Raw genomic sequence first — 13553 nt, forward strand, 5'->3', positions numbered from 1 at the left:
GATTCAGGGGGGGGCACTATGGCTCACCTCTGATAATATCAACAGACGCTTTATTCAAGCTTAAATTTTATGGGTTATTTGAATACCTTAAGGTATTCAAATAATGTTATTCAAACGTTTGATCGCGACGACTAGCTGCTCGGGACTACAATGACTAAAGTTAAGTCGCAGCGCTTTTGAGGCTGCATTCGTTCCCGGATAAAACGCCGTTCCTGGTACGACGGCAACGCCTTCTGCTAATGCCTTCCGAGCTATCTCTTCCGGGTTTCCTTTCGATAATTCTAACCAAATGAACATGCCGCCTTCGACAGTATTAAATGATACGGCTGATTGAATATGTTTATTAATTCCATTGACGAGAGCGTGATAGCGTTGTTGATAGTGCATTTGTACATTTTTAAGGTGGTCGGCAAACTCAGCGTGCTTAAGTATTTCTAACAAAACAGCCTGCATCGGAAGGCTACTGTGTAAATCGGCGGCTTGCTTAATTCGAACCATAGGTATGAGCCAATCACGTGGCCCGGTGACCACACCTAGACGAAGTCCTGGGGCAGATGTTTTTGAGAAAGAACGTAAAACAAACGCACGAGCCGAACAGAATGAAGACACCAAAGGCAGCGATTCGCCACTAAACCTGAGTTCACGATAAGGCGCGTCTTCGATCAAGCTGACGCTATACTTGTCGCATAGCTCGGCCACCTTTAGCCGAGTCTGCAACGACCAACAAACTCCCGTTGGGTTATGAAAGTCTGGTACCGCGTAGAAAAGTTTAATATTGCCCGTGGCAAAGACACCTGCAAGCGCGGCGAGGTCAGGGCCTTGCTCGGTTTGTGGTACTGTCTCGATACGTGCCTGCGCCACAGTAAATACCTGTAGCGCGCCCAAATAACTCGGCGCCTCCATGACAACGCCATCTCCCGGGTTAATATAGGCTCTCGCAATCAAATCTAAGCCCTGTTGTGAGCCCGTAGTGACTAAAACGCTTTGCCTTTCATCGAGCTGATAGGTTGACTGAAGGTGCGCAATAAGAGGGGCGTAGCCCTGTGTTTCGCCATACTGAAAAACATTTTTTTGCGTCGCAACCGTGGTCATCGCCTGCTCAAGCAGTGAACAAGGAAAGAGCTCCGCCGCAGGTAACCCGCCCGCTAGCGATATAACGCCGTCAGCGGAAGCCGCACTGAGAATCTCGCGGATGTATGAAGGTTGTAGCGTTTCGATGTGTGTAGCCGGTCTCATAATCATCTCCTTTAGATTCTGCATATTAGCGTGATTTAAGCAGAGCTATAGGTTGATCTATGCGCTTATAGCTGTTCATATATGCTCTCATTCCTACTCATATAAGAATAACGGCAGGTCAATAAACGATGTCACTTGTATCACGATGAATTACCAACAACACTCTCGCATCAACGATGTACTCTACGAGATTCATCGAGACATTTCCGCTGTTTTAACCGCAAACAAGTTGGCTAAGGTTGCCTCATATTCTGAGCAGCATTTCCACAGGGTCTTCCATCAGGTGGTCGGAGAGACGCTTAATCACTATATACGCCGAACTCGCCTCGAGCATGCGGCCAATCAATTGATGTTTGATAGCAGCAGCAGTGTGCAAGTAATCGCTGAGAAATGTGGGTTTCACTCTCTATCATCCTTCAACCAGTCTTTTAAAAAAGCCTTTGCTGTTTCACCGGGTAGATGGCGTACTGTTGATCGCGTTAACACGAAAGCACCGAGTTACCTACAAGATGCAGAGATTGCAGCGGGTTATCAGCGTATTCAGTCGCGGCAGCTGCCTTTACCCGAGTTACTGCAGTTAGATGATCAGTGGGTCGCTTATGTTAGGCACCAAGGTTATGGACGCAGTATTCGCCTTGCCTGGCAAACCTTGCAAGCTTGGGCTGCGATGGAGGGACGGTCTGCTGCAAAGCAGCTAGCGTTACACCACAGCAACCCAGCTTGGGTCCCGTTACCACAGTGTCGCTATGTCGCGTGCCTCGGCATCGATTCACCGTTAGTTAGACGCGGTGTCGTCAACAGTATGATGATTCCCGGGGGCTTGCATGCAGCGTTTACACTAGAGGGTTGTTATGGAGATCTACTGCCCTACTTAAGTAAAATCATGGAGGAGTGGCTGCCAGAATCTGGCTTTAAGATGCAAACCACACCGGCGTTAGTCTGCTATGAAAAAAATCAGTTCTTAGCTGAGGATAGTTGTTTCAAGCTAACTTTTTACCTGCCTATTTCACTGTTATAGGGGTAAAGAGTAGCCACAATAAGCTAAAGCGCTGTGCTAGACAGCGATAATGCTTGCTCATTAGAGGATGAGTACCCGATGCGCTCGAGTACTCTCCGCTAAGCTGACTAGTAATTAATAACCGTCGGATAGTTGTCGACTAACAAACATCACATTCACCTCCCAGTCAGCGGCATCATTATGCGTAGGCTTAGAGGCGCAGATAGCCCAACGTCCTTCATATTCAACCATTTTAACCCTTAACATTTGGTGGCTGTCAAATTCATTTATATCACCGTAACCAGAGTCAAAACCGACAATAGCGGCTGTATATTCTCTCGGGGTTAAACTGGAATCGGTATAGTGGCGCAACCAATTACTGTTTTCACCTAATGTATATTTCTGAAATATTATCGGTTTTTTATTATTACTATCTTGTATTACAGGGGTTTTTAAATTACTAACCACCTCGAGGGACTGTGCTTTTAGATTAGCGCCAATATAGGTGTTGCGCGCCACATGAAAATCAAATCCATCGACAGTCAAGTCGGTAAAAAGCCCCACTTTTTGGTCGCCGACGTGGTTGGCCAGATTGCAATCAACTTTGGTAACAGGTAAGGATAGTGTTGTATCGCCATGGTCATCGATGCCGTTTAAGTCAACATCAATAAACGCCGTCCCCCTTACACTATTGGGCACAAAATGCTTAATAACGAATTTAACAAAGCTACGAGAAGGTATCTTTTTGTGCTGACCAGGCGTCCACTCAAAGATTGATAAAGCACCGTTCTGAGCAGTGATTTTTTCGAACTCATCAACACCGAGCTTAGTATCCCCGATATACGACTCGATGGCTACCCCCGTCTCAAGGTGTGCGTCAGCAAAGTCAGATGCAGTGTTACCGAAAGGGATCTTAATCTGTATATTACCCTGGTCAGAAAAACAAATTTCCTGCTCACTACGGTTATAAACGTATATTGTAATATCATTATCGTGGTGCGTATTATTAAAAACAATACCGTGTGTCGACGAATAACTGACGCATAAGGGATAGACGATACTAGAGGGTAGATTAAGAATATCCAAGCGTTTATTACGCTCGCCTGCGATATTACCACCACCTTCGTACGCTAGGTCTTTGTAAGCCAATAATTGATGAGTACTACGCTCACCGAGAGCCCCGTCGGCAGTTCTGTAGGAGTAATCAAGGTTAATCGACTCACCCGCCTTGAGTGTTGTATCGATTGTTTTGCTCATATAAATCGACCAACTACCATCGTCACTGTTAGCTGTTGAACTACGGTTAATGATCCAATTATCATTACTAGCAATCTTAGGGTATGTACTTGGAAAGGCGAAAACAGCATTACGTATGCGCAATTCAAAATGATGATTTTTCGCCGTCGCTTCATGCTTCGCCGTTAACAGGATCGACTTTTCGGTGATATTGCTAATATTCAACTGTTGCTTTACGTCTGTCACGCCGTCAGCAGTGGTATCGATAACAAATAGCTTGTTATCAGAGTAATGCTTACAAGGTCCCTCGATATTCTGAACATTAACATCGAGAGGATAATAGTCATTAAAAGACTGTGTTGCTGGCTCAAAATACATCATCTGATCCACGAGAACCTCTGGAATCGATAATGCTCTTGCGTAATTATGCTGGTGAGCCATTTGCACAGATAAAGCTGCCGTTTTAAATACGACACTATCACTACTAACTGCAGTAAAGCCAACACTTGCCGTATTGATTAGTTGGCCATCAAGGTATAATGATTGCTTATTTTTTCCTTTGATCCAGCAGATATGATGCCAATTACCCACTGTAATCGACACTTCGCTCGGCGATGCAGAGTCAGTTAATTGTAGTTTTCCGCCAGCTTTCAACGACCAGCCTCTATTGCCGACCAAAAACTCTAACACTGCAGAGATGTCGTCAAGCTTAACCCACAAACTACTGGTAAAGTATCCACCATCCAAGTTTTCTGCGCTCGCCGAGCCAATCGTGCTCGTGGTATTGGCAGAGAGCTTTGCGCACCAGCCAAAACGCTCACATTCAAGCATCTCGACAGTCGTCACGGCTTCTGTTTGCGATTCAAAATGTTCTGATATAGGCGATAATAAAGTCATGATTTCTTTCCTGTTGATTCAACGTGTAGTAATTAAGGGTTAATGGTTATGCATCATCCTGATTCGGTACCGACTCAATCCACCCCTCTATCGCACACACGCGTTGACTGAGTGGCAAAACATTTTCTGGCGGCACAATACCGCCAGCACAACAACTCATCAGAAGTGGCTCTAAACGTAGCCATTCATCTTTAATATCAGCTAATATATTTTCTGCTGGAGAGATAAAGTAAGCCTTTTCACCTTGCGTACCTTTAACGGGTATCAACAAGCTTTTATCCAACAACAATTGCCAATCGCCCTCTTTGTAAGTGGCGGCCTGAATAAATTCTGTTTTATTCACCTGAGGAATGCTGCAGGTTTGCTCATACTCACCGTCACTATTGATTTGCTGTAGAGACCAAGTGTCCTGACGAGTCAACGGTAGGCTCATCGTCGACTGCGGTGTTAACAGCGGCGCAGCGAAGTAACGCTCATGCATTGCCTCTAAACTATGCACATAAAGCATCGGGTCTAAACATAGGCTTTTTTTAGGCACAATACCTGTCGTGGCATGGACGACGCTCTTTGGGTCCATCAGCATCAACAATTCAATCGGTTCATCATTGAGGCTTTGCTCGATATTATTAACACCCTCTTCATCAACAGAATCAATATAATCAAATTCTTCAGGCTTGAAATTGGCACCGTCAATCCATCCATCGACATCTTGCATATCTGACTGAGGAAATGATCCGTGCTTATCTAAAGCCCCATTTCTATTGACCTGCCAGTAGGCAACAAGGCCGTCATCGAGATTGCGGTACTCACCCAGCTTGATCGGAAATTTAACATCGCCATAACAGCGAGAGCTTCGTTTATTGGTCGCTAAGTCCTTAGATAGAGCAGACCAACTTTTGTTGATCTCCGAAAAACCATAAAGCTGCAAATCCAATACCGCACTCACAACCGCCAATGGCTTAATGCTAAATCCTTGCGCTTGCTCATTCTCAACATCGGGTTCAATATTCTCTTGAGCGCGCTGTATCGCCTTCTTCAACAAGGGCAAATAATTCTTACCAGTATTAACTAAGCGATTATCAGGGTGAAAACTTAACAACTTACTAATGAAGATTTTTAATTTCACATCCTTAATCACCGACAGTGATTGCTTGACGCCAAATTGATCGTTCCATTCGCCGTCAGAATTGATACTGCCGATACAGTCTCCGGCAGCACTGTAACAAACAATCGTTTCATCGAAGACGTTATAGTTTATCCAGCCACAGATGGGTGTCTGTTGCTGAGTCACCGCCTCCAGATGGTTTTTCCAACGAAATGCCAAGCGTAGTGGTTGCAATATACGCGGTGGCGTAAACATATTATTGCCGATGACATCTCTTTGTGGCTGAGTCACTCTAGAGCAATCCAAATCTTTAAAGCGACCAAAACTATCGATGATCCGCACGCCATTCAATTGCGTTACGCCACTTTTTATCGGGGTGAATTCATGTCCCAGTGAAGGCTGCTTATAAAAGCCATTGCCCAAGGCTTGATTAACACGATCAGAAAAGTTTTTATCCTGACTAGCTACTGCAGAAAAAGCTAACGGGTCATCAACACACAATGAAGTATCTTCGCTATACATCAGTAAGTTTTCATGGAAACCATTCAGTTGCTGCGTAAGAATATGATTCTTATCATCATCTATATACGCCAAAGCCGCTTTCAGCGTAGTGATCAGCTCGCTTGTTTCGTCAGCCTCAACCTTTGAAGTATGCTCTAATGCCTCGTCCAACTTATCTCTTATTTGATCTTTTACCTTAAACGTTAACAATGAGCGGCCGTAGACCACATTGGGGTTATCATCGATGACAATGCCCTGTTGTTTTTTGTAAAAGTAATCAACTGACGCCCCCGGTAATGAAAATTCATTATCATTTAATGGCACCCGATAGCGTGAGGTGATGTAATCGGGCTTATAGTTAGCTTGATGACTCGTCGAGGCCAATTCATCCTCGGATTCAGCGTGTAAATCCAAGCGCCACTCAACACACAGCGGGTTCCATGGCTGGCTAGTCCACTCCGTCAGTGAAGCTCCAGACCATGTGACGGTATCAAGCGTGTTGCTTAACCAGTCGATTATTGCCTCTTGACTACTGCCTCCCTCACTACCCTCATATCCAGTGATGCTATGGTGCTGACAGTCCAACTTGCCATCGGCACCATGACGTGTCGATGGCTTAGCTACATCCCCTTCGATCATCAACGATGGCTCTTTAGCGCGCCAATATCGCGAACCGGGCGAAACCAGTAAAACCCCTTCGATCAGTTCACTGTTTTCTGAAACGTTTTGCTCCCGACAAAATAGCGTGAATGCACTTAGTAAGTTCTGCTTCTGAATTTCAGCCTGCTGCGTCATTTCATCGATAAATGAAGGTAACACCTCGATTGACGGTAAAGTTTTTTGCTCCATCATATGACGAACTAAATCTGCATCAGGTATTTTCGCATCAGGGTTAACAGGGTAACGACATTGCATGTATTTGCTCCAGTCGCAATATAAAACCTGGCGTAAGGAAGCAAGCTGTTGCGTTGATTTATCGACTTGATCTAAAGATTCATTCAACTCATCCAGTGTGGATTGATTATCTAGACAAAAATTCTCATAAGCTTTTTTAAATTCATCCTTTCTGTCTTTAGGAAATGTCGCGCCTAACAAACTACTAAACGGCGTGTAACACCATGTGATTGCCGAGGAGACGGGGGTGAAGCCTTCCTTATGGCGAGCTATCTTCAGCCGATTAACAAAATCAATGTTTTCACCTGCCATCGCCTCACTGAATAATGCGGCTTGCAGTTGATTCTCGATACGTATTGCATCCTCTTCAGAGGTTGTAATATTCTTTGATAAGAAAGTAGCAACCGCCTCAGTGCTGGTTTTTGCAAAGCTAAGGTGTGAGTTGCCAATCGCAACATTATCGTTAAGACTCAACTCAGAGCTAAATATAACACTGCCAAAATAGACTGCTTGATTAGCAACAGGCATATCGTCAGGCAAACACCAGCTGGCAACATCATCCGCTAAGGCCTGTTGAGAAATGGCCTCACCACCTTGTTCTGGCTGGAGATATTTACGTACAAAATCATTATTTATATCACTATGCCAGCCATAGACACGATACTCATAATCGGCAACGTCCGCCGTCGAGATTTCGTCATCATAAGCACCAAAGACGCTATAGCACTCAGTGTATAATGTCGAAAAGTAAGGCGTCCCCCACCCCAATACCGTGAGTTTATCGACATATTCATGTTTGGCATTAACAGCCTGATCAGACTGCCACTGCTCTAACGTTAGCTGTCTACCAAGATAGCGGTAAGGTGGCATCCCTTTTATTCTTTTATTCGGCTCTGGGATTTGCACTGCGCGCTCAGGTGTCACATGCGGCGGGTATAAATAGTCACTTTCAACCACCCACTGTTTGATCGTTTTGTCTGAGGTTTTAATACGCTGTATTAGCCATCGATTAGGGACCTCGGGCATATCAAGATCGCCCGCATGATTGTTACCCTTAGTCAGAGCATCAGGAAGCGCCCAATGAAAATGCACACCTTTAGGTAAGCTCGCCATATTATTAAAGGCACGACGCGCTACAGTTGACGATAAAAAAGCTTGCTGTGAATTAACGTCAATATTATTAATGTTTTGATATGGTAGTTTTTCAAAGGTTTCAGATGCGCCAACAACAGGTTCTACATCACTGGCAACCAGAGCATCAACCTGGATCGGGATACAGAGAAGGTTCATCCGTTTTCTCCTAACTTATAAATCGCTTTGGGCTCACCTTCAATTAAGTAACGCCCAAGTTGGGCAGGGCTGATTGAAGATGTATTTGAGTCTAATGTTTTTTTGTAATCTTCACTAACTTCATCAGAACCATCAAGAGTGCTATAAAAAAGACTGCACAACACACCTACGTTGATGATTTTTCGGTTAGAGTCATAAAAAGGGACAGCGAACTTATCAACAGTATTTACCCCTTGCACCACTGACTTATTTAAAGGATCACCCATGTCAACACCGTAGTGCAGACTCTCTAATGGCAGCGCCAAGGAAACACTTTTAAATGGTTCTTTGGCAAGGTAAACCTGTGCATCATGCGCAAGACGATGTTCAATTAAAAAATCTTTTTCATTACTCGCCTGTGTATCTGACGAAAACTTAGCATCTAATTGCGGATACGACCAAACAACATCCGAACGCAATATCATGCCATGACTAGGAATTTTTTCTTTCAGCGTATTATGCATATCCGAGAACAGTTGATAAGTCGACTTAGGTCGACCGCCTAAACTAATCGCGCCAAGCCACAAACTTTGTACCCACTGAGCGTCAATATTGAAGACACGTATAGTCCGCCGTGGTAATAAATGATTATCAGGCAATAAATACCACGAAGGGATACTGTTCAGGTGGGCCAAATCAAATAACCAGCGCTCTATCACTGATCGTTCCTTTGACGATGTGTCTTTATTTAGTTTGGCATACGGCAATTGTTTAATCGTAATGCCGGCAGCAAGCGCTGACTCTTTACGGTATTCTTCATCTGTATTCAGTCGTACATAGCGCTCTTTTTTACGCTTGTAATTCATTAATGCTTGCATAAAGCCAGGCTTAGACAAGGATAAAAAACGCCCCAACTCATAGGCGGCGGCATGACTGATATTAAACATGCCATCCTCTTCCATATAGACCAACAATTTATCAGCATCCGTTGCCTCGTATTGATCGTCGCCTGTACGCCCTCGCTGCTCATCACTTAAATGTATCTTACTGGCACCGCCTACATCACAGGGTGCTAGAGGCCCTCGGTACCAAGAGACTGAATGATCACCCAAACGGAATTTGTGCGACATCCCTGTTAAACCCGATTCTAGACGCGCACGAAGGCTACCAGCGTCAGCAATCTTATCAACGGGAAGACGCAGGGAGTCGACATCCAACTGTTTACAGCGGGCAGAGAAATTAATTGGATTCTTTATACAGCTAAACCACCAATGATAAGTTACTAGTAGACGGACACGTTTGACCTTCTGATCATCCATCTCAGCTAATATCGTTTCATCTAAGTAATTCTCCAGAGAAACGAGCAGTGAATAATGACGCATACCCTGGGGATAACATTCAGTATCCGTTTGAGCAAAACGGTTGGCAATGAGAACGGAGCTTTCTCGTAACAAGCGAAAGCAAGATAAATTATTACTCGCTAGAGTGTCATCGAACTCCAACATATAATCTTCTTCAACCGTCTTTACCAGCCAGCTCATCCCCTCCTTGACGACTGCTATTTTGCTTGAGGCAGACGGAATATGAAGCAGATCAAGAACACTGGTTTGCATTAGATCGAGTAAACCGACCTCTTTATCAGATATGGTTACGACGACTTTATCAGAGACTGTATCCGGGACAAATCGACGGCGAATATGAGCAAGTTTTTTAAGCTCAAGCTTTTGCTTAACAACCATATCCTTAAACAAACCGATATCGACATCGATATAACTCATTACTTGTTCATGACCTGACAAACTGTCATCCGTTGCTAATGAGTTATATTGATTCGTCGGAAAATAAACCCCATCAATTGGTTGTCTAAAGTCTGCAATACTCCCAGCAACAGGCGCAGTCGCCAAGCCCTGGTCAATGTCAGCCTGATTAATCAACATTAGAAACAGCCAAGGCTCATAATCTTCACCCCCATCCGAATAGGCCGATCTGGCCCATGGTAACGAGGGTTTTTTGAGCGCAATATGTGGGATGGTATCGGAATATTCTCCGGTCTCACCTTTCGGTGGATATTGCGCATAAATATCTTCAGCGTTGATCGCTACACGCTCACACCTAACGCGAATGCTTAGCTCTTCCAACGTATCACTGTATTGCTCAAGACCATCAGGCGAGCTATAACGGTGCGATGTGGTAAATGTGTAGTCACCCATTTCTAGCTGGGGCTTACGGTAATCGATAAATTGTAGTTGATCTTCAGACATCATCTTTTCCTATCCCCATCAAAGGGCAGCCGATTGTGTTAAAGGCGTGCCAATAAAGGCCGATTCAAGGTCATTTTTCATCAAGTTAACCGTAGGTTGGCAATCAAGGTCGAAGAAATCGACAACCTTCTTTCTTTGATCTTTTACCGCCTGAGTGGTTAATGTATTCTTTATTTTTTCACTGTTTTTTGTAGCGTCATGACAAAAATCACCCTTGATAGCTTCTCCCCACTGCCAATTAGCATCGCTCTCTTCGAGATCAGAAAAACTAAAGTCACTGGCATTAAGCGCTTCAGTAAAGCCCGGAGGAGCTGTCAGTTCAGGGGTAATAACTAGTCCAGATAGCAAGTCAACCGTTGTCCCTTTTTCACTAATTTTAGCGACTAAGTCTTTTCCCCAGACAGCTTTTGGGTAACGTTTATTTTCCGGGCTTATAACAAACGATGACGCACCTGATCCGGTCACTTCGACATCAATCTCCCAGTCCTCTTGGCTTATTTTAACGCCCCCCATAGGCGCGATATTGACGGCTTTAGCATTATCGAAATGATTATTGCCATTAAGGCTAATGTTATTGAGCGGAATTATGCTGCTGACTTTTAATTCGAATATATCGGGATCAATGAGACTCCATGCTTTACTCTCTTCACGCACTCCCTTAGTGATACTCGCGTCTAACTGCTTATCTATAGGAGGAATCTGCTCCGTCTCAAACTTTCTCCAGGTGATTGCTTCAACGGCTTTATTAGACCTGCTTCCAAAGTCAAAACTGAAACTAAAGATAATCCAATGGACTTCTGCTTCGCCAGAAAAATCGGGGCCATAAACGTCAAGTTTGGCCGATAATTCAGCCCTAAAAGTTTTTGAAAGCCAGCCCCACCCCAGTGTCACCTCAGCGCCAATTGCAACACCAAAGTGCGCCTGGTAATGGAAGGGTTGCCAATAAATAATAAAATTCATATCGGCATTGAACCAAGCCTTGACCCTGCCGCAGGATAAATTAGCACTAACTCCAGCGCCCGCCATAATCGCAATCGGCGTTAATGCCGCATACATTTCGCCCTTAAAATAAATACTATCAGAAACCTGCCAACTTATACCCAAGCGCGGCACAGACGGATAATGGTCGGGCACATAAAAGTCCGGGTGATAGCCACCCATTGAAACAACGAAATCGCCCTTATGCTCTCCGTTAAACCAGCTACTAAATGCAAAACCGCCGGTCAAACGACAACGGCGCGATAATACGTAACTGTTATCAGTAAGCTGAGCCTGCAGACTAACAACACCCTCCGCCATATCAAAAGACATTCGATACGCCATTTCAATCGCAATAACGGGGTTATCGACCGCCATAGGCAAACGCATATCCGATATGCCGACAAGATGAATTCCTAGGTTCTGCCCGAACTCAACCATTAGTACCGCTGTGGATTCAACCTGTTTATAAGTATTGAAATGTATGCCAGCACAAACTAAATACTGGCCAGACACCGCCGGTAAGTATTTGCTTAACGCATCAAAACGCTTACGGACAATCGCCAAGGATTTACTGTCATCAACGCCTGAGTCTCCTATTGGATCACCACCTAAGGCGGTCACCAACGGGAACTCATTGACCTCATTAACTGGCGGTACTAGCACATCTCGGTTATAACCAAAGCCGAGCGCAAGGCCTTCAACAAAAAAAGCAGGATCTCCACCGATGGGCATATTCAGTGCAAGATAAGCAAATAGGCTCTGGTCACCGTTGTCTAATTGCGAATAGATACCTAAGGCTGTTAAAGAAAGCGCCTTAGTCTTTAGCGATAACTGCCCTAAATATTCATCACGGGAGGCGCCGTGACCATCATCAATAGTTTTACGTAAGAAACCGCCGCTCAGAGAAAAACCTGACGTCTGTAAATCAAGGTACAAACCAGAAAGATCAAAGCTCAAGCCATCTAGGTCGCCACTCATCAACGCTTTCACGTTTAGCTTCAGATTCATATCCAGAAGATACATTTGGAAGTTAGCTAGATTCAAGGCACCATCCATACCTAGGATCAGCTCGCCATCTTGGTAAGCAAGCCCTAAACCGTTGACGGTAATAGGGCCTAATGAACGGCCAACACTTGCGGATGTATTCGATGATTTAGGAGTATCATCAGAGCCGTCGAGTGGATTTTCGGCCGCGCTTATTTTAGCATCCGCTAACGCTTTGCTTTTCGCCGTACTTCTCTGCAAGGGAAGCACAAGAGGAATCGTCATATCATCAAGGTCAACCTCAACAGCAATTGAGAACCCTGGGTTAGACTTTGCCGACAATCCGCCTCTTATTTTTTCTGGCAAGTACTCTTCGAGCTTTATTGATTGATCAAAATTACTGCTCGCATAGATGATTGAAGCATTCTTCAACTGCATCGTCGGCAGCGATTTCGCATCCACCAGCGGCATAATTTCTGTTAAGTCTTGTTCATAGGTTGACGCTATCGACAATAGTGTATGACGCTTATCGCTAACAGAGTTACTAGAAGTTTCTGTTGTTGATTTTTTTACAGAGAGCAAGGTAACTGATAAATAGGCTGTACTAATATGTAACCAACCGGCTTCGTCTTCCGGGTACCAGCCAAAATCAAGCTCGCTAATATCAAAATCGACGATTTCTGCTAAAGACTCTTCAAGCTCAACATCGAAGTTTTTCAACAGCGTTGCCAGATTTATTTTAGAATCTTTAGCATCAATCCCATCAATATATTTAAAGAAATCCCCTCCTGTAAGCGACCCGTAATAATATTTTTTATTATCGAGAAATTTTTGCTCAACAGATGGCGTAATGATTGAATCGCCAATCTCAAGACGTAGAGCCAGTGAGGTGCCAGGGGTATTCGAATTACTTTTCTCTATATTATTCATGTTAAAATCCCAATCAGTATCCATCCCAGCAAAGCTGAGATGTTAATGTCTTACCACCAAGGTATCGCCGTTTAATATTTGCTTTGATTAGAGAGTTTGAAACAGGCACATCAACGTACAAATCCTTGCCCCCGAACAGAGCAACTGCATCACTTAATAGCGCAGTATCCACAAGCTTCTTACCGTACGATTGACACGCAATAGCAGAATAGTCAGCTGCTTCAGGTGGCTGGGTTAGCTTCCCTGTCATAACAAGTCTCAC

6 protein-coding genes are annotated in these 13553 nt (G+C 44.3%); 1 reads left to right on the forward strand and 5 read right to left on the reverse strand.

The annotated features are described in order from the left end of the window. Positions 1-96: 96 nt before the first annotated feature. Complete coding sequence (locus EDC56_RS10495; RefSeq protein WP_123712888.1) at positions 97-1236, reverse strand: aminotransferase-like domain-containing protein; 1140 nt, start codon at positions 1234-1236, stop codon at positions 97-99. Positions 1237-1381: 145 nt separating this feature from the next. Between EDC56_RS10495 and EDC56_RS10500 the strand changes: the two genes are divergently transcribed. Next, on the forward strand, positions 1382-2254 hold the full coding sequence (locus tag EDC56_RS10500; RefSeq protein ID WP_123712461.1) for an AraC family transcriptional regulator: 873 nt from the start codon (positions 1382-1384) through the stop codon (positions 2252-2254). Between the two features lie 114 nt (positions 2255-2368). On the opposite strand, the gene EDC56_RS10505 is transcribed toward EDC56_RS10500, so the two are convergent. The 4 genes from EDC56_RS10505 to EDC56_RS10520 are packed head-to-tail and all read right to left on the reverse strand — an operon-like array spanning position 2369 to position 13291. Next, positions 2369-4366, reverse strand: coding sequence for a LamG-like jellyroll fold domain-containing protein (locus EDC56_RS10505; RefSeq protein ID WP_123712462.1), 1998 nt, complete (start codon positions 4364-4366; stop codon positions 2369-2371). A 46-nt stretch (positions 4367-4412) separates the two neighbouring features. Next, on the reverse strand, positions 4413-8156 hold the full coding sequence (locus tag EDC56_RS10510; protein WP_123712463.1) for a hypothetical protein: 3744 nt from the start codon (positions 8154-8156) through the stop codon (positions 4413-4415). Beyond that, positions 8153-10399, reverse strand: a complete 2247-nt coding sequence (locus tag EDC56_RS10515) for a hypothetical protein (RefSeq protein ID WP_123712464.1) — start codon at positions 10397-10399, stop codon at positions 8153-8155. The genes EDC56_RS10510 and EDC56_RS10515 overlap by 4 nt, the downstream gene beginning before the upstream one ends. A 15-nt stretch (positions 10400-10414) precedes the next feature. Next, positions 10415-13291: a DUF6603 domain-containing protein gene (locus EDC56_RS10520; protein ID WP_148059378.1), complete on the reverse strand. Its 2877-nt coding sequence runs from the start codon at positions 13289-13291 to the stop codon at positions 10415-10417. Between the last annotated feature and the right edge of the window lie 262 nt (positions 13292-13553).

Origin of the sequence: Sinobacterium caligoides (assembly GCF_003752585.1) — a bacterium.
GTDB classification, from domain to species: domain Bacteria; phylum Pseudomonadota; class Gammaproteobacteria; order Pseudomonadales; family Sinobacteriaceae; genus Sinobacterium; species Sinobacterium caligoides.